19 protein-coding genes are annotated in these 18,532 nt (G+C 38.3%); 4 read left to right on the top strand and 15 right to left on the bottom strand.

The features are described 5' to 3' along the window. Position 1: 1 nt before the first annotated feature. From H5200_RS05550 to H5200_RS05495, 12 genes are all read right to left on the bottom strand, one after another. Entirely contained in the window at positions 2-1,024 is a 1,023-nt protein-coding gene (locus H5200_RS05550) for a radical SAM/SPASM domain-containing protein (protein WP_182761108.1), read from the bottom strand. A 393-nt stretch (positions 1,025-1,417) separates the two neighbouring features. Continuing rightward, the gene (locus H5200_RS05545) at positions 1,418-2,119 is read right to left on the bottom strand and encodes a bifunctional 2-polyprenyl-6-hydroxyphenol methylase/3-demethylubiquinol 3-O-methyltransferase UbiG (RefSeq protein ID WP_182761107.1); all 702 of its coding nucleotides are present in this window, start codon (positions 2,117-2,119) and stop codon (positions 1,418-1,420) included. Between the two features lie 23 nt (positions 2,120-2,142). After that, positions 2,143-3,174: a zinc-binding dehydrogenase gene (locus H5200_RS05540; protein ID WP_182761106.1), complete on the bottom strand. Its 1,032-nt coding sequence runs from the start codon at positions 3,172-3,174 to the stop codon at positions 2,143-2,145. Then, the gene (locus H5200_RS05535; protein ID WP_182761105.1) at positions 3,171-4,193 is read right to left on the bottom strand and encodes a phosphotransferase; all 1,023 of its coding nucleotides are present in this window, start codon (positions 4,191-4,193) and stop codon (positions 3,171-3,173) included. Before H5200_RS05535 ends, H5200_RS05540 begins: the two co-directional genes overlap by 4 nt. Then, positions 4,187-4,774 (bottom strand): HAD family hydrolase, encoded by a 588-nt coding sequence (locus H5200_RS05530; protein ID WP_182761104.1) that lies wholly within the window; start codon positions 4,772-4,774, stop codon positions 4,187-4,189. Before H5200_RS05530 ends, H5200_RS05535 begins: the two co-directional genes overlap by 7 nt. After that, complete coding sequence (locus H5200_RS05525; protein ID WP_182761103.1) at positions 4,771-5,691, bottom strand: transketolase family protein; 921 nt, start codon at positions 5,689-5,691, stop codon at positions 4,771-4,773. The genes H5200_RS05530 and H5200_RS05525 overlap by 4 nt, the downstream gene beginning before the upstream one ends. Continuing rightward, on the bottom strand, positions 5,688-6,491 hold the full coding sequence (locus H5200_RS05520) for a transketolase (protein WP_182761102.1): 804 nt from the start codon (positions 6,489-6,491) through the stop codon (positions 5,688-5,690). Before H5200_RS05520 ends, H5200_RS05525 begins: the two co-directional genes overlap by 4 nt. A gap of 8 nt (positions 6,492-6,499) precedes the next feature. Beyond that, on the bottom strand, positions 6,500-7,162 hold the full coding sequence (locus H5200_RS05515; protein ID WP_182761101.1) for a class I SAM-dependent methyltransferase: 663 nt from the start codon (positions 7,160-7,162) through the stop codon (positions 6,500-6,502). A gap of 7 nt (positions 7,163-7,169) precedes the next feature. Then, positions 7,170-8,168, bottom strand: coding sequence for a GDP-mannose 4,6-dehydratase (locus H5200_RS05510; protein ID WP_182761100.1), 999 nt, complete (start codon positions 8,166-8,168; stop codon positions 7,170-7,172). Next, positions 8,161-8,766, bottom strand: coding sequence for an SIS domain-containing protein (locus H5200_RS05505; RefSeq protein WP_182761099.1), 606 nt, complete (start codon positions 8,764-8,766; stop codon positions 8,161-8,163). Before H5200_RS05505 ends, H5200_RS05510 begins: the two co-directional genes overlap by 8 nt. Then, positions 8,763-9,710 carry an NAD(P)-dependent oxidoreductase gene (locus H5200_RS05500; protein WP_182761098.1) on the bottom strand — a complete coding sequence of 316 codons (948 nt, stop codon included), beginning with the start codon at positions 9,708-9,710 and terminating at the stop codon, positions 8,763-8,765. The genes H5200_RS05505 and H5200_RS05500 overlap by 4 nt, the downstream gene beginning before the upstream one ends. 68 nt (positions 9,711-9,778) lie before the next feature. Next, positions 9,779-10,504 carry a cytidylyltransferase domain-containing protein gene (locus H5200_RS05495; protein ID WP_182761097.1) on the bottom strand — a complete coding sequence of 242 codons (726 nt, stop codon included), beginning with the start codon at positions 10,502-10,504 and terminating at the stop codon, positions 9,779-9,781. A 185-nt stretch (positions 10,505-10,689) separates the two neighbouring features. Here H5200_RS05495 and pseI point away from each other — a divergent pair, with 185 nt between their 5' ends. Genes pseI through H5200_RS05475 form a run of 4 tightly spaced genes read left to right on the top strand, consistent with a single transcriptional unit; the run spans position 10,690 to position 15,092 of the window. After that, positions 10,690-11,730, top strand: a complete 1,041-nt coding sequence (gene pseI, locus H5200_RS05490) for a pseudaminic acid synthase (RefSeq protein ID WP_182761096.1) — start codon at positions 10,690-10,692, stop codon at positions 11,728-11,730. Positions 11,731-11,735: 5 nt separating this feature from the next. Continuing rightward, positions 11,736-11,984, top strand: coding sequence for a hypothetical protein (locus tag H5200_RS05485; protein WP_149981515.1), 249 nt, complete (start codon positions 11,736-11,738; stop codon positions 11,982-11,984). Next, entirely contained in the window at positions 11,981-13,576 is a 1,596-nt protein-coding gene (gene pseG / locus H5200_RS05480; RefSeq protein WP_182761095.1) for a UDP-2,4-diacetamido-2,4,6-trideoxy-beta-L-altropyranose hydrolase, read from the top strand. Before H5200_RS05485 ends, pseG begins: the two co-directional genes overlap by 4 nt. Continuing rightward, positions 13,566-15,092 (top strand): class I adenylate-forming enzyme family protein, encoded by a 1,527-nt coding sequence (locus H5200_RS05475; protein WP_182761094.1) that lies wholly within the window; start codon positions 13,566-13,568, stop codon positions 15,090-15,092. Before pseG ends, H5200_RS05475 begins: the two co-directional genes overlap by 11 nt. 5 nt (positions 15,093-15,097) lie before the next feature. On the opposite strand, the gene H5200_RS05470 is transcribed toward H5200_RS05475, so the two are convergent. The 3 genes from H5200_RS05470 to pseB are packed head-to-tail and all read right to left on the bottom strand — an operon-like array spanning position 15,098 to position 18,443. After that, positions 15,098-16,234, bottom strand: coding sequence for a Gfo/Idh/MocA family protein (locus tag H5200_RS05470; protein ID WP_182761093.1), 1,137 nt, complete (start codon positions 16,232-16,234; stop codon positions 15,098-15,100). A gap of 56 nt (positions 16,235-16,290) precedes the next feature. Next, the gene (pseC, locus tag H5200_RS05465; protein WP_182718186.1) at positions 16,291-17,445 is read right to left on the bottom strand and encodes a UDP-4-amino-4,6-dideoxy-N-acetyl-beta-L-altrosamine transaminase; all 1,155 of its coding nucleotides are present in this window, start codon (positions 17,443-17,445) and stop codon (positions 16,291-16,293) included. Further along, entirely contained in the window at positions 17,442-18,443 is a 1,002-nt protein-coding gene (gene pseB / locus H5200_RS05460; RefSeq protein WP_149981506.1) for a UDP-N-acetylglucosamine 4,6-dehydratase (inverting), read from the bottom strand. The genes pseC and pseB overlap by 4 nt, the downstream gene beginning before the upstream one ends. Between the last annotated feature and the right edge of the window lie 89 nt (positions 18,444-18,532).

The following is an 18,532-nucleotide window of genomic DNA, read 5'->3' as shown; positions in this document are numbered from 1 at the left end:
GTTATTCCACCATGGTTATTTCTATTTTGTTTTGCTCTGCTCTTGAACGAGCGTGACGGCAGTTTTCACGCCAGTTTTCTAGTTTGTCTATGTCATTATAAAACGTATATTCGGATGAGCGACGGATTAAAATATTTCCAACCGTTTCCTCGGTGTAGTCTGAAGAAGACCAGCGTTCACAAGACTTACAAAATGGGATTTTATCCCATTGACCTGTTTCATGGTAATGTCGGATTTTGTTGAGTTTGTCACCATTCCAAACACCGGCAACGCCTTCTTCTAATACGTTTCCAACAACTTGATCTTTAAAGCCGTCTAAACAGCATAGAGAAACATCTCCATCAGTATGAATGGGCATAGTTGAGTACAGCTCAGGACATGGGCGGCGTTGGCTCTGATCTACTTGCATATTAGGGAAACTGCCATCTTCAAATATTTCGCCTACACGAACAAAGTCGACAATTTTTATCCAGTAATCCACAAATTCACCAACTTGATGAAGATTACAGTCTTGTTTTGTCAGGGAAACTCCAATTCGGGGTAATGAGTTATTACCCCTGAGTTCCAACAAGTCGAATAGATTGCTTTTTATTTTATCTAAATTCTTAATTCCACGAACCTGTTCTAATACCTCAACAGTGGTTGCATCCACACTTACAGTAATACTGTCTACACCTATTTCTATTAAAGACTTAGACATTTTTTTATTCATCAATAAGCCATTTGTATTCATAGATATATTCATATTTCTCATTTTCATACTTTTGAGATGCACTAATATATCTTTGCTCATCAACGGCTCACTCCATAGAGTAGGGCCTACCGCAGGCTCTGCTGGCGCGGCTTCTTCTAATATTTTCTTAGCATTGGCAAGAGTCATACTTTTTTTAAGCATGCCTTTTAACTCTGGAGCGTCAGGCTGCCCGTGAACAATACACATTGGACACTTTAGATTGCAGTCTGTATATAAATCCATCAATAGTCTGGGTGGTAAATGGGGCACCGGGATTTTATTTTCTTTCATAATGTTACCTTTTTTAAGTAGCCCTAACTATCTTCTTACTTGCTAGATCTTCAATCGCTTCATTTATACGGTCTAGGGCGTGCTCTTTAGTTATTAACGACTTTAGATTAAATTCGCCTTTAAAGTACATATCGGCAAACTTAGGGGTATCTTTATCAAGCTGTACATCACCGACCCAACTACTATGGGCAGATTCTCGACTCGGAATGCATGAAGTATCAGTGGCCTTTTTAATTTGCTCTTTGGATGGGAGGCGAAGATACGGCAGGCACTCCCATTACGTCCATCTTCAAATGCTTGTTCAACAGTGAACGTAGTACCACCTACTTCTAATAAGAGCATTGGAGGAAGTTTGTTTATAGGGGGAACATTTGTCACTAAAATTACCTATGGCTACCTTTTGGAGCTACACAGTGCAAATAAATAGTGAGACATTGGAAAGTAGCCAGTATGCAGCACTTCATCATTCATACTAAACGAATACACATTGTGGAAGTACTTTAGACAGAAAGCTTTGAAGTCAGAACCTGTTTTGCAGTTAACATGACCTATTTTTGATGCTTTCGACGCATATTGCTGTGACTCTAGTGATGGCATACCTATGATACATGTACCGTGTTCACTCAAAGCGTTTACAATGTTGCTCATAAACTTATCTTCTTCTCTCTTTTCAATGTGTTCCAGTACATCCAAAGCAAAAATCCCTTGATAGCCTTCCCCTGGAATATGATTAAGTACATCTGCGGCTTCAAAGGTAATATTGATTTCTCTATCTGAGAATCTCGCTTTACTACTATCTATATAGGGTTTGTAAAAATCAATAGAATGAAGATGCTTTACACTTGGGGCAACCAGCATTGACCCAAACCCTTCTTGACAGCCTATTTCTAGAACTTTGTCAAATCCGTCAAACATTTTGGCGACAAATTTATGTCTTGCAGCCACAAATCCAAGTAATTTTGGATCGCTAAATAAAATCGAACTGGTATTTTTCCCAAGAGTAAACTCTTTAACTTCATCTTGACCCTCAATAGACTCAAGATAAACCTCTTTGATATCATCTGAAGATTGTGTACCTGCAAATAAATTTTTCATTGTTTTCCTAAATAAATGATTTGTTATAGAGTAATGAGTGCTCGGACAATTTTTTTGTTTTCTAGATCTTCAATTGCTTCATTAATATCGTTTAGGGGGTATTCTTTGCTGAGTAATGGTTCTAGATTTAAATCACCTTTAAAGTACATATCGGCAAATATAGGAATATCTTTATCTGGTTGAGAGCCACCTCCCCAACTTCCTCGGATAGACTTTCCGCGGTGAAAGGCATGAGGTTCTAATTGTATTTTTAATTCGTTGCTTGGATGAGAGGCGAATATGCACTGTCCGCCGCTATCACGGACACTTTCAAATGCTTGTTCAATTGTAGTTGTGGTGCCACCCGCTTCGAGGCTATAGTCCACTCCTTTTTGCTCGGTAAGTCGATAAACTTCTTGCACAGGGTCACACGTTGAAGAGTTAATAAAGTGCGTGGCACCAAACTGTTTAGCAAGTGCTAATTTGTCTTCGTTTACATCAATGGCAATGAGTGTTGTTGGGCTAGATAATTTTGCCGCTAATAAAGCGCTCATACCAATACCGCCTAACCCAAAAATTGCAATGGTTTTATGTTTTTCAGGTTTAAGCTCGTTTAGCACTAGCCCAAGCCCAGTTGGTAAAGCGCAGCCTAATAAAATAGCTAATTTCTCAGGAAAACCTGAAGGCAGTTTTACAAGTCGGTTTTCAGCAACAATGGTTTGATCTGTCAATGTGGTTGCGCTACCTGAGTTGATTAAGTAGTCTTTATGCGGGTATTTACCACCGGGTGCATCAAGGCCTTCGCCTTTTATCCAGCCGATAATCACTTTGTCACCAGGCCCTACTTTAGTCACGCCTTCACCAATTGATTCTACAATGCCTACACCTTCATGACCTAAAAGGTGAGGTAGATATTTGTCTTCACCACGACCGCCTTTTACTTCCATAACTTGAGAGTGGCACAAGCCACTGTAAATCACTTTTACATGAACTTGACCTTTTGTTAAGGCGGGGACTTTAATATTGTCAATTATTTGAAGTGGTTCACCTGTATTAAATAGTACGGCTGCTTTCATTTTAAATCTCTTAGTAATTTATCTAACTTAATGACTTTATTAGGTATAGACTCGAAATAATTGTAACATTTTTTTAGTTGCATGAGCTGAGCAGTGTGCAACATTTTTTGTTGCTCATTAAAGCAAGAAATGTTCCATGAATGAACTCTTCTAGCTTGTACTTCAGGTAAGAACTCATTGAGCATAATTAAGCACCATTTGAGCTGCGTTAGCTCGAATACTTTAAGTGTGTCTTCAGGGTTTTCTTTTAGTAGCCTGAACTGTTCTAATTTTAAAAACTCAAGTGCAAAAGTTAAGTCGACAGGAACTGCTGGTTGCGAAAAAAAGTCGGCGAATACCTTCCATGGAGTGTCTAACCCTGCATATTCGAAATCTATAAAATAATAACCCGAAGTAGCTTTAATCGCATTGTGAAAACCAAAGTCTGAAGGAGATAAAACACTGCGCTGTTGTTCTTGTTGCCAGTGTTGCGCGAGATTACAGGTGAGCTTATCTTGGCGCTGCCTGATTAAAGTTAACGCCTTGTGGTAATCCGCACTTAGCTGTTCACTTTTGATTGCGACAGTTTCTAACTTTTTTAACCTATTATTTACTATGTTACTGAACTCAGAGAGAGTGGATGGGCTTTCACTGGCTATATTTAGGTGGGGAGGGGGTACCTGATGATTTATATTTTGAAAAAAAAGAATGGCTTGTAGTACCGCATTCTTGCATGCTTTCTCAACTTTTTTACCCTCAATGTAAGCAAATAAGCTGACGTTTTCTTCTAAATTTATTGCGATAGGCTTTGCAGTAGCAGTTAAGCTGTTCCTATAAACTTCTTGGCTAAATAAAAACTCATTTAGTTGTTTGTATTTAACGTTAGGTGATTGAGTATTAAAAGATTTTAAAAACCATGAGTGTTTCCCTGAGGTAACTCTAATACCTAGGTTGTTGGCGCCTCCATTGATGGGAGTGAATTCAATTGAGTTGACCCCCAATATTATTTTCAACCAAGCTATAACCGAGTCATTTAGCATATAATATCAATCACCTCTTTCCAGTGTGAGATACAGTTTTCTTCTTTTTTATGCGGAGAGAAAAAAATGGGTTTGCAATTATTTGGAAAGGCTGAGTGGTCCAATACCTTTTTTAAATCATCGATGAAAAAGTCACAGTTTAATTCTGCTATTTTTGATATTTTCAAATCAAGTTGCTCATTAAAAAATAATGCATTATGTGAAAAAGGAGCATCTTCTGAATGAATAAACTTATTGCACTTTAGCCAATTAGCAGCGGCTATATGAAAGTTCACTTTTTCGCCGATAATTGGATGGCGAGTCTTGTGAGAAATTAAAACTAACTCGTGTCCCTTTGTTTTTAACTGTCGCAAAGCATCTAAGCAGCCCTCATAAGGTCGGGCTCTATTAATCTCTTTCCCATATACGATACCTTGTAATTCAGTCCACCTTGGTTCATTACCAGCATTAATAAAGTATGCTTTCACATCTTCTTTGGTTTGTCCGACTTCTTTTGGAAGCCAGCCTAATTTCACACCAACGCGATGAAACACACCTGTATAGTCGGCAATAGTATTATCAAAGTCGATACCGATAATCATATTACAGCTCTATTTTTTAGTGTTGTGATTATGTCTAAAACAGTTAAACCTGCTTTTTTACGTGCATCTTCAGTACTATGAACTTGATCAATAAACCTATCTGGGATGCCAAAACGGTGTACTCTTGGTATTTTAGGTTGTTCACTAATATATTCAAGTACGGCACTGCCAAAGCCGCCATTCACATTGTGCTCTTCAAGAGTGATGATATGTTCAAAGTGCTCACAAGCTAATGCTAAATATTGAGTATCAAGGGGTTTTACTGTATGAAAACTAACAAGCTCGGCGTTAATGCCTTTACTTTGAAGTTCAATGAGCAAATCATTCGCGAGTGGTATAATAGTGCCCGTTGCTAATATTGCGACTGTTTGACCCTCTTGCATTATATATGCATGTCCAAACTTTAAGTCAGGTAAAATTTTGTGAACCTTTGGCTCATTTTTTTTACCAATTCTAAAGTAACACGGCTGGTTGAGTTTGATTAATTGGGGCATTAATACGCTAAGTTCGTCTGAATCGGCAGGGCATACAATATTCATATTTGGCAAGCTTCGCATTAACGCGATATCTTCAAACGAATGATGTGTGGGCCCTAAATTAGCATATGATAAGCCTGAGCCAGTGCCAACGATGATAACGGGTTGGTTTTGGTAAGCGATATCTATTTTTATTTGTTCAAAGTTTCTCGCTGTAGTAAATGGCGTAATGGTATAAATAAAAGGTTTTTGGCCCATCATTGCGGAGCCCGCAGCCATTGATGCCATATTTGCTTCGGCGATGCCTGCATTGATTGTTCTATCGGGAGCAATTTCTTTTAGATTATTGAATAAACGATTACCGATATCAGCGTAGAAAAGCATTAAACTGGTGTCGGATTTAGCTAATTCGGTCAAACAATTTGCAAATGCATTTCTCATTTTAGCCCCAACTCCTGTTTTGCTTTTTCAACTTCATCTTGAGTTGGTATACGATAATGCCAGTTGTTATCGTTTTCCATGAAAGAAATACCTTTTCCTTTAATTGTATCAGCGATTATACACACCGGTTTGTCGTAAGATTGCGCATCCTTTAAAGCATCGCTGATAGCCAAAATATCATGACCATCAAGGCGAATTGTGTGCCAGCCAAATGCCCGCCATTTTTCTTCTAATGGTTCAAGGTGCATTATTTCACAGCTTTCACCAGTGCCTTGAAGTTTATTAAAATCAATGATGGCAACGAGATTGGATAATTGTTTACCGGCTGCAAACATGGCCGCTTCCCAAATCGTTCCTTCATTGAGCTCACCATCGCCCATGAGAACATAAAAGCGATTGGTTCTTTTTTGAATTTTACAGGTTAATGCCATACCTGTTGCAAGTGAAAGTGCATGGCCAAGTGATCCCGAAACTGTATCAACTCCTTTAGGGGAGTTTATGCCGGGGTGCTCTTCAAAAACAGAGTCGGTTTGCCCGTGTTGATAAAGATCTGCCACTGGGTAAAACCCCCTATAGGCAAGTGTGGTATAAAGTGCACTTGCAGCATGGCCTTTACCAAGCAAGAAGTAATCCCTGCTTGGCATTGATGGTGTTGATGGTTCTACATTGAGTACTTGCCAATAAAGTGCTGTTAATATATCAGTACATGACAGTGAACTACCCAAGTGTGGGGTTTTTGTTTTACTCGATACGTCACATAATGTGTATCGAATTTTTGCTGCTATTTGCTCTAAATTCATAGTTATCTCTATGGTATGAACCAGTAAAAATCGCCAGTGTAACCATGGTCTTTAAAGAATACCTTCCAATCATCAACATGCATGATGGTCTTTGCGGTTAATGCCCATTCGAGCATACGCTCTTTTTCTTCATCATTTCGATAGGCATCAACAGTTATAAATGACTTTCCTTTACTTACACGTTCAATTTCTTGTAACGCGATAGCACATTCTTTTTCATCTAAATTATGGATAGTATTGATTGACATAACGACATCAAAGCTGTCGTCATCGAAAGGTAAACTCTTTGCATCCCCTTGTTGAAGTAAGTGCTTAACTTCTTCTTTGGCATGCTCTAAAGCATAACTAGAAATATCCAACCCAGCTAATTTTATACCTTTGATATGCTGTTGCAGGTCATAGAGCATGAAGCCTTTGGCGCAACCTACATCCAGTAAAGAACTTTCTTTTGTTAATTGAAAGTGAGATTGAAGATCAGGAACAACCGGTTGCCAAAAGCGAGACATGTAGCTAAAACCACCGTATCCATAGGTACGATCACCATCAAAAAAATCTTTACCATATTGGCGAGCAATTTCTCTATCAGCTTCGGTAATTACATTGGCTCTTCCCTTGGTGTCTCTTTTTGATTTAGGGTAGTTTTTTAATAAATCTAATTCTTTTCCTTGCATGAATACCTCAGGCTTTATGAATATAGTTATGTGGTTGTGTTTTTAGAGTATCAAGGTTGCTTTTGACCCAATCAATTGTTTTGGCAAGGCCGTCTTCGAGTGAAATACTGTCTTGCCATTGTAATTCTGATCTGATTTTTTGAGTATCAAGCAGGTAAGCAGCGTCTTTACCAAGTCGATCACCTGTTATTTCACATGTCTGTTCAAATGGGACGTTTAACATTTTGCATAACATCTCCACAATTGCGCGGATTGTGATCATACGCTCTGTTGAAATATGATAAATTTCGCCATTACGTCCTTGCTCTCCAATTAACTGTGTTGCACTAGACACATCATCAATATGGATAAATGAGCGGGTAGAGTAGCCGCCACCATGAAGCGGTAGCTTTTTACCTAATAATATAGATAGTATTGTTTTTGGAATTATTCTATACAGTTGTTGTCCTTCACCGTACACGTTGGCTGCCCTAGTAAAAACAACTGGGAAATCATAAACATCAGAAAATGTATGAAGACTCATATCGGCAGCGGCTCGTGATACAGCATAGGGCGTGCTTGGTTGGTAGTTCCTATGCTCAGGAACCAATCCTTCGCAGCTGCCGTATACTTCAGGTGTAGAGATATGTATGTATTTATCTAAACTATCGAGTTGACGAAGTGCATTGTGTAACTTTATGGTTGACACTGCGTTGGTCATAAACCAATGCTCTGGATATTCCCAGCTTTGTCCCACCATACTTTGCGCTGCAAAGTTATAAACTGTGCCAACATTCTCTTGTTTGATGAGTGCTAATATTTCATCTAATTGATAATTTAGATCGAGTTGCTTAAACGCTAAGTTTTGTGTTTGGTGATCTAGCCACTTATAAGGAAGTAATGCATTCACAGGTTCTTCAGAGCGGCTGATCGCGATTATTTTTTTATCTTGCTTTAGCATGTGCGAGCAAAACGAAGCGCCAGAAAATGAATTACTTCCTATTACAATAATTGGTGAATCAGTCATTCTGTAATTCCTGATATAGAGCTTTCATTAAAATATGCCCGACAATAACTTGGGTATCTTCTGATATCTGCATATCTTGGACTTCGAAATGGAAAACTTGGTCAAGCATCGGCTTAACTTGACCGCCAGAAAACCCTAAAATGCCCACTGTTTTCATGCCAATGTCGAGTGCTTGTTGAGTCGCTCTAATTATATTTTCAGAGTTACCGCTACCAGATAAAACAAGTAAAATATCATTGCTGTTTGCTTTAACTTTTAGCTGATGTGCAAAAATATTTTCATAACCAATGTCATTGCCTAGGCAAGTTAAAACAGAGCTGTTTGCTGGTAATGCTTCAACTTTTAATGCATTACCTTCTGGGCTAATACCAAATGTAAAGTCATTTGCAAGGTGGATTGCATTTGCTGCTGAGCCGCCATTACCACATAAATATAAAGTGCCGTTATTTGCCTTCATAGTAAGTAAGGTATCAACAAGACTCTTAACTTGTTCACTATCTAAATGTTTTAATACATTCGTTAGGGTGTTCACATAGTTTGTTGTCAGGTTTTTCACTGAATCCTTGGCTATAGTGGTTGCAGATTGGTTGTTAGTCATAAAACTTCTCTTTGCATCCATTTAAGGTTGTAAAAATGGTCTTCATCTTTAAGTAAGCCTTGCTTATGAGCCGCGATGATTTCGATGATTGCTGTGTCGACATTTTTATTGGGTGTAAAACCAGTTGCGAGTAATTTATCTGAGTTAATACGATAACAACGAGGGTCATTTGAAGGAGTAACCTCAATCTCACATGCTATTTTAGCCTGTACCATTTTTGCTATATCCATAATCGAGATATTTTCAAACCCTGCATTAAAGACACCAGAGACTTTCTCTGGATTATCCAGCATATAAATATAGAGATCAGTAATATCGTCAATATGAATATTTGGTCTGACTTGATCGCCGCCAAACACTGTGATTTTTCCATCTTTTAGAGCTTGCATTGTCAGCATATTGACAGAAACATCTAAGCGCATTCGTTTAGATAAACCGCATACAGTTGCTGGGCGTAAAATTTGTACCGCCATGTCGTCGGCATAACTAAGAAGTACACGCTCTGCAACCATTTTCGTTTTGTTGTATTCAGAAATAGGCTCAAGCGTTAAGTCTTCAGTTACTTGCTCTTCATCTTTAACGCCGTATACGCTACCCGATGACGCATAAATAAACTGTTTTATTCCACAGCGCTTTGCTTTATCGGCTAAGCGCATAGTTGCTAACGCACTCACTTCCCATGTTAATTTAGGGTTTAAATCACCACAGGGATCGTTTGCGATAGAAGCAAGATGAATAATAGAATCCACACCGTCTAAGTTAATCGTATCAGTGTCGCGTACGTCACCTTTAATGACTGAGAGGTTGTCATGAGAGGGCAAAAAATTACCAAACCATTGGATGTCAAACGCGATTACGCGATGGCCTAAAGCCAGTAGTTTTGGAACCAGTACAGTTCCTTTATAGCCAGTTGCACCGGTAACTAATATTGTTTTTGGATTCATTTAATATTCTCTAATTCTTTGGTAGTCATAAATATAATGTTCAATGACATACAATTATTATGCCTAACTTAAGTAGATTTTTGCTCTACGTGTTTATTTATATCGGTGATGTGAGGGTTTTCCTTTAATGTTTTTATTAAATCATTATAAGAAAAATCAACTTTATTCAAAAAGTGATCATAAACAGCGGTAATTGCTTTGTAATCGTCTGGTTCATCAAGTGTTAGGCGAAAGTGGCTATAATCTTCATGCGCACTGAATGTGTGGGTCGTTATGGTATTAAATTTTGCCATTCCTAACGTCACATGTTCACGATCGGCGGGTGATGTTGCGTTTAGATGGGTATTCTCTAATAAATCGAACGAAAATGCACAGCAGTCAAGCCCTCTAGGGTAACCACTGTGAGGACCTAAGTTAACCATGTCATAGGTTTGAGTCACTTTTTCATTTATCACTTTGTTACATAGCTCTTCATCAATCAATGGGCAGTCGCTGGTTAATCTAACTATGGTTGTTGATGGCTTAGCACCATAGTGCTTGGCAGCTAAATAGTAACGGCCTAGTACATCGTGAGTATCGCCTTGATAGGTTTTGATATTTAACTGTGTACATAAATCTAAGATTGGCTTCTCAGTGCCATCATTGGTTGTTGCGACAATGATTTGATCGTGCCAGTTTGGTAAGCGTTCAAGCATAATTTGTAACACCGATTTACCACACAGCGGTAACATCACTTTAGCAGGCAATCTGGTTGATGTCATACGCGCTTGAATTATTATTAATACATCAGACATGGTCACTGGTAATCGTAATTATTATTGAGATAAATATAGCAAATCATTACACTCTTGCACATAAGTTAAAAGTTAAAATCCTTTCGGATCAATATGGTTTATCAAATTGTAAGCTATTGTAGATAATTAGGTATAAAATTTGCTTTGGTTTAATGATTTTTTACAATGCAATCTAAGGGGCGCAAATGGCGTTTAATTCTGAAATTACCATCGATGGTAGAAAAATTGGGCCAGGTCATCCTGTGTATATTATTGCCGAAATGTCAGCAAACCATGGTCAAAATTTAGAGCAGGCGAAAGCGTTAGTTAGAGCTGCAAAAGAGGCAGGAGCTGATGCGATAAAGTTACAAACTTACCGCGCAGATACTTTAACAATGGATTGTAAATTACCGCATTTTGAAGCAACAGGTCCATGGCAAGGACAATATTTATATGATTTGTACGTAGGGGCATATATGCCATGGGATTTTCACGCCCCTTTAATTCAGCTGGCGCATGAAATCGGTATCACTATTTTTTCTTCACCATTTGATGATTCTGCAGTCGATCTATTGGAATCTTTTGATTCACCTGCATATAAAATAGCTTCGCCAGAGTTGATAGATCATGATCTGATTCGAAAGGTGGCTGCGACTGGAAAGCCGATGATTATGTCAACAGGTGGTGCAACCCTAGCTGAAATAACTGATGCGGTTCAAGTTGCAGAGCAAGCAGGCGTTAAAGAGCTGTGTGTATTAAAATGTACTAGTACTTATCCAGCTCCCGCGGAGTCGATAAATTTAGCCACAATTCCTCATCTAGCGGATAGTTTTAAATGTCCTGTAGGACTTTCTGATCATACTTTAGGGAATGATGTACCCATAGCATCAGTCGCTTTTGGCGCTCATGTTATCGAAAAACACTTTGTATTAAGCAAAGATAATGAAACGGCTGATAGTTTTTTTTCAATGACACCAGATGAACTTAAAGCATTAATACATGGTGTTCGACAAGTCGAAAAAGCTATTGGAACAATACATTATCCCCTTAAACCTTCACCTAATCGCCGTTGCTTATACACGACTAAAGATGTTGCATCAGGAGATGTTTTAACCATTGATAATGTTGCGAACCTTCGACCGGGTGGTGGTGAGTTAGCCCCGAAAGAATTACCGAATGTTATTGGTAGGAAAGCGCGCCTGTTTTTACCTCGTGGTACACAGTTATGTTGGCAGGATATGGAATAATTAGCATGATAAACGAAGAGCTGTTGCAGGGTTTTTTTTGTGATTTTTTAATCGCACGAGGTATTAGTATTTCAAAGCAAAATATTAATAATTTTAATTTTATTGGCTCAGGTAGCATTGATTCATTTGAAATTCTTAGCATGATCATGGAGCTTGAGATGCTTACAAATATTCATCTGAGTCCAGATGAACTTATGGATGAGAATAATGCAACCGTGGGTGGTTTGATTGAAACGCTATTGAGTAAGCAATGAATATTGTAGCTCGAGTTTCTACGTGTTTAGGCATTGGACATTTAATGCGTATAAAATGGCTGTTGCTTGAGTTGCAGTCAAATGCTCAGGCAAGTATAACTTTGGTTTTGGATATTCAAAAAGCTGATGTAGCGCCTTTTATACAAGAACTAGTATGTGATGATATACATTTTGTTGAAACGGCGTCTCAACAAGATATTGCTACTTTATTAAGAGTAATAAAAACCTCAAATGCTGATTTGGTAATACTGGATCATTACGATTTAGACGTTGAATATGAAAAACAAATTTATAGCGAGGGCAATAAATTAGCGGTTTTTGATGACCTTGGCAGAGACCATTATTGTGACTTTTTATTCGATGCTAAGTGGATGGGGGAGCTAACCCAAAAACGTTATGATAAAAAATCACCCGCAAAAACTCGTCATTTTTTAGGGCCGGATTTTTCATTATTAGCTCCCTCTTTTAGCCAAGCTTTGGCTTTGGATACGCACGTTTCGCAAAGTAAAAATAAAACGAATATTTTTTGCTCTTTGGGTGGCGGTGGCGATCTTTGCATTTTTGCATCATTAATTAATTCTGTACCTCATTATCTACATAGTCGGGTCCAGTTTACGATTGTAATTGGTCCGAAAGCAGAAAATAAACAAGCTATAACTCGCCTTGAAGAGAAATTTAAAAACATAACGATTTTATGTTCTCCTTTGTCTCTAGCAAATGAATATCGCAATACTGATCTATTTATTGGAGCATTGGGTACATCATTATATGAACTGGCCGCATTAAAAGTACCTGCAATTACATTTTCTATTGCAGTTAATCAAGAAAATGATATTACCCATTTACAACAGTTAGGACACTTTCTACATTTAGATAAATTTTTAGATTCTCATGCGACCTTGTTGGGTACTCGTTTGGCAGATCTTATTAGTTATTTACCTCGCATTAAAAGACTACGTCATAAAGCTACCGTTACTGTTGATGGCTTAGGTGTAAAGAGAGTTGCTGCAATTTTGCAAGCGCAGCCGTATCACGTCACTGATATAAATGTCCAAGTAGGAGCAGTAAACTACATTGCCCAACTTACAACAGAATATGCAGTACGTGAGGTTGAGGATAGCGATGTAAATAATTACTTAATTGCTAGGAACTTACCAAGTAACTCACAGAAGATGACTGTCAGTAATGATATTCCAAGACTCGATCATTACCTATGGTGGTTTCGAAGTGAAAGGAAATCATACGTTGTTGAACAAAGAGGTATTCCTGCTGTTTATGTATGGCATCAGCATATATCTGAAAAATCGAATGATTATTTATATGGTGGATGGTTTACGGCGTGCAATGATGTGCCTTTTAATTTGGCTATGCTGACCCTTCAATGGCAACTTGAGTTTTGTAAAGCGAGTCATCCCAATGCTATTTGGCTTGCGGTGATCCACAAAGACAACAAATTTGTAAATTTGCTAAATAGCTATATGGGATTTGTGGCAATACCAATACATTCAAAAGAATATAAAGTAACGCAACAGTTATTTCCTTTGGCCGATGAGCAGTTTAATTTTGTAATGTGGGACCCAAATGCACAATAAAAATATATACCAGCTTGTTCAATCACATACGGTTACTCAACCTGAGAAAATTGCGTGTATATATCAACAGACCCAAATTAACTACCAACAACTAATAAATAAGGTTGATTCTTTAGCTGCTGGCCTGACTCAGTTAGGAATTAAGCAAGGACATAAAGTTGCGTTATTTTGTCCAAATAACCTCGAGTTTACATATTGTTTATTAGCTGCGGCTAAACTGGGTATTGCGCTTGCGCCATTACCACTAACTCTTAAAGGACAGGCTTTATCAAAAGCGTTACAAGTAGCTGATTGCGAGTATGCTATAGCATGGATAAGTGTGGCTGAACAACTTGTTAATAATGATGTTTTAGCTACCGACAATATAATTACGATAGGTGGCAATAGTGATAACTTGATTGATTTGGTCAATGTAATGTCTGCATCCACGGCGCAATATGATGAGTTTCCAGTAGAAAATATCAATTTACCTTATATTCTTACCATGACTTCAGGTTCTACTGGTCAACCTAAGCCAATAGTATTTACTCAAGCGACTAAAATTGTTCGCGCATTTGATGCGACGGCTCAGTATTACCAATTAGATAAAAGCGATGTTGTGTTGGTTTCAACACCTTTATATCATTCACTTGCACAGCGCTCTTTACTGATGCCACTAATGTTGGGCGCAAGTGTAGTTATTTTACCCAAGTTTTCAGTTAATGCTTGGCTTGATGCAATCAATACTCATAAAATTAGTTTTTTATTTGCTGTTTCAAGTCAACTAAAGGCCTTGATCCCAGAGTTAGCAAAAGCGCAGTTAACAAGCTTGAAGTGTGTTGTATCATCTTCTGCAACGCTTGAAAGCGACGACAAAAAGTCACTGTTATTAGCCTTGAATTGCCGTTTTCATGAATGTTATGGGGCATCAGAAATGGGGGTGATCAGTGATTTTGATATAACCGAGCCGAATGTACCGATCAATAGTGTAGGTAAGCCTTTACCAAATCTGAAAATAAAAATATGTGATGCTGAACGTAATACTTTGTCTAATGGTAATATCGGTGAAATAGCTTGTCGCTCACCAACTGCGTTTGCACAATATTATAACTTACCAGAGCAAACTGCGCAGAGTTACGACAGTGATGGTTATTTTTTTACTGGTGACCTTGGTTATTTGGATGATGATAATTATCTTTATTATGTTGGTCGAACAAAAGAAGTTATTAAATCGGGCGGGATCAATGTTTACCCGAGCGATATTGAGTTGGTAACTAATTACTTACCTTGGATTGATGAGTGTGCGGCTTTTGGAGTAAGTGATGATAAATTTGGAGAAGTCATTTTATTATCTTTTGTTTGTAATGATACTGCGCCAGTGAATGCAAAAATGCAGTTGCAAATGCATTTATTCAAAGAACTTACTGACTATCAGCAACCGCGAATTTTGTTTGAGATGAAAAGACTGCCAAAAACCGAAATGGGTAAAATCCATAAACCGAGTATCAAGCAGGCATATCTAGAGAGTTGTAATTAAGCGTATTACACGCTTTCCCAGCCAAGTGTTTGTGTCGAACGTTTAGCAGCAGCAAATAACTTTAAGCCATCTGCGGCGTGTTCTAAACCAAATACGTATGGTTGGTTATTTTCTTGCCCTAGTTGAAAACATTGTAAATCTTCAGCGATGTCGCTGTATAAGTTTGCAAATGCTTCTACAAAACCAGTGGGGTGGCCTGGTTTCATGCGGTTATATCTAAATTGGTGGGCGTAGTCGCACTGACCCGCTCGGTCTAATATCTCTCGCCTACCATCATTAAAATTTAGTTCTAACTCATCGGGGTTGAGCTGTAACCATTTAGCACTTCCGGTATCTCCATACACTCTGATCTGTAAACCGTTACGATGACCAATAGCCGTTTTTGACATCCACATGCTGCCTTTGACGCCACTGGCATACTTTACTAGCATTTGTACGTCATCGACTAAATTAGCATATTGAGAGTGGTTACTAAATTCGGCTAATGTGTGAGTTGGTTCCTCACCCAATAAAAAGCTACTTAGGTGATGAAGGTGAACACCTAAATCTAAGCAAATGGTTGGTACTTCAGCATCTCGCAGACGCCACGCCTGCGGTTGTGATGTTTTTCCCGCGATATCGGGGGGGCGGCGAAAGCCTTCTTGCGGCATTTCTAAATGAATTTTTTGAATTGTTCCCAGCTTTCCTGAATTTATTAAATGCTTTAACTCACGTACCATTGCATAGCCACTGTAGTTAAAAGTAACAGCTAAAAATTGTTTCTTTGGATCATAATAAGGGCGAAGAATTGCAATTTCTCGTGGTCCACAAACCATCGCTTTTTCACAGATTACGGGTAATTTTTTTTCGAATAAATACTGTAAAACTTCTAAATGATGCGGTGTTGGAGTGAGCACTACAAAAGCATCAATGTGACCCTTTTCAGCTTCGACCATTTCTTTCCAATCTGCGTAAACACATTCTGCTGGGATCCCCCAATGAATACCTGTAGCTTGATTATTTTCTTGATTACGACAAAAGGCACCGGCAACAACTTGAAATTTATGATCCATGTGAGCTGCGCAAAAGTGTACATAGCCAACAGCTGACGTGTTACCCCCGCCAATAAAAGCAAGTTTGAAAGTCGGGTGAGTTTGTAACATAGTTGCCTCAAGGTTCATTAAATAATATGTTTATATCGTCAAAAAGGTTGAAAACTTTAATTTAAGATTTGCTGTAGAGTGTTCAGTATAAAATGCACTTCTTGCTCTTTCAACGATGGATGAAGAGGAAGGGTGATAGCACCTTGATAATATTTTTCAGCATTAGGGAAATCACCAGCCTTAAAGCCTAGAGCTTGATAGTATGGCTGTAAATGTATTGGAATATAATGAACGTGGCCAATGATCCCTACTGCTCGAAGCTGAGTTACAGCGTTTTTATGACGAGTTGCATCGCTATTATTAAGTTGAATTATGTACAAGTGATAAGCGGAATAACAGGTATCAATTTGTTGCAATGGACGAACCAAATTTAAATTAAGATGTGTATCATATATTTTAGCAAGGTGATGTCGCTGCTTAATAAATTCGTCAACTTTACTTAGTTGGCTAAGCCCTAACGCTGCGTGTAAATCAGTCATTCGATAATTAAAGCCAAGCTCGATTTGCTGATAGTACCAAGGCCCATGGCTTGCATCGGTCATTTCACTTTCATCTGATGTGATCCCATGGCTTCTTAATCTTTTTAAACGCTTTGCTAAATTATCATCATTTGTAACCGCCATACCGCCTTCAGCTGACGTGATGATTTTCACAGGATGAAAGCTGAATACGCAAATATCTGAAAACTCACAATTACCAACAGGCTTATCTAAATATTTAGCACCAATGGCGTGAGAGGCATCTTCGATAATTTTAAAATCATATTTAGTAGCGAGCTGATGAATGGCTTGCATATTACATGATTGACCCGCCAAGTGTACCGGTATTACAACTTTAGGTAAGCAGTTATTTTTTTCTGCTAGGATCAGCTTCTGCTCAAGTTCCTTAATCGACATGTTGCCGGTATCTAAGTCAATATCAACAAAGTCAATCTTAGCACCACAATAAAGTGCGCAATTACTTGATGCTACAAAAGAAATAGGAGATGTCCAGACTATATCGTTTTCTCCAACGCCTAATGCTAGGCATGCGATATGTAACGCCGATGTTGCACTATTTACTGCAATGCCATGCTTTACTTTACAGTAACTAGCAATGCCAGCTTCAAATGCGGGTACTTTAGGACCTTGCGTGAGCCAGTCAGATTGTAAGACATTGAGTACCGCATCAATATCTGCTTGGTCAATAGATTGCTTTCCATATGGGATCATAAAAGTGCCTGAATATTAAAAGCTGCTATTTCTTCTATCGTTAAGAAGTGGGGGTTACTTAAAGAACTATATTCAAATCCGATCTCAACTTTCCTACCGCACTCATTTAATGCATTTGTATCAAAATTATTGCTGCGACTACTAAATTTAATGCCAGGTGCAATCACAAAATGATCATCAAATTCGTAGGTATCAAAACACAAATCAGAAGGGCACATCACCTCATGTAATTTTTCGCCCGGGCGAATACCGATATTTTTTTGTGGCAGGTTTGGTGCCATTGCTGTTGCTAAATCAGTAATACGAATTGATGGGATCTTGGGAACAAAAATTTCTCCCCCTAACATCCTCTCAAAGTTAGTTAAAACGAAATCAACACCTTGCTGAAGGCTGATCCAAAAGCGGGTCATTTCTTCATGGGTGATAGGGATATGGTCGCGGCCTTGATCAATAAACTTTTGGAAAATAGGCACTACTGAACCGCGCGAGCAGACTACATTACCGTAGCGAACAACTGAAAATGTGGTGCGATTACCACCGGCAATATTATTAGCGGCAACAAACAATTTATCGGATGCTAATTTTGTCGCACCATATAAATTAATTGGGTTGGCTGCTTTATCAGTAGAAAGCGCAATGACTTTTTCAACATTATTGTCTAAGGCAGCATCAATGACATTTTCAGCACCATTAATGTTAGTTTTGATGCATTCCATCGGGTTATATTCTGCGGCAGGGACCTGTTTAAGAGCTGCAGCATGAATAACGTAATTTACTCCACGCATTGCACGGCGTAAGCGGTCTTTGTCGCGTACATCACCGATAAAGTAACGCATACATGGTTGATCAAAGTCTTGCTGCATTTCAAATTGTTTTAACTCATCACGAGAGAAAATAATTATTTTTTTTGGCTTGTATCGCTCAAGTAACGTTTTTACGTATTTTTTACCGAATGATCCGGTACCACCGGTAATTAAAATTGTTTTGTTATCGAACATAGTTTTACCCAAGTTATTTATCATTGGCGTAGTTATAGTAAAAAATTAAATACGCAAAAAGTGAAATTTAATACACTGCTCAGTACTTT

This window comes from Pseudoalteromonas sp. SG43-7, from assembly GCF_014164295.1.
Taxonomy (GTDB): Bacteria; Pseudomonadota; Gammaproteobacteria; order Enterobacterales; family Alteromonadaceae; genus Pseudoalteromonas; species Pseudoalteromonas rhizosphaerae.
This window is presented reverse-complemented; position numbering and strand designations above follow the sequence as displayed.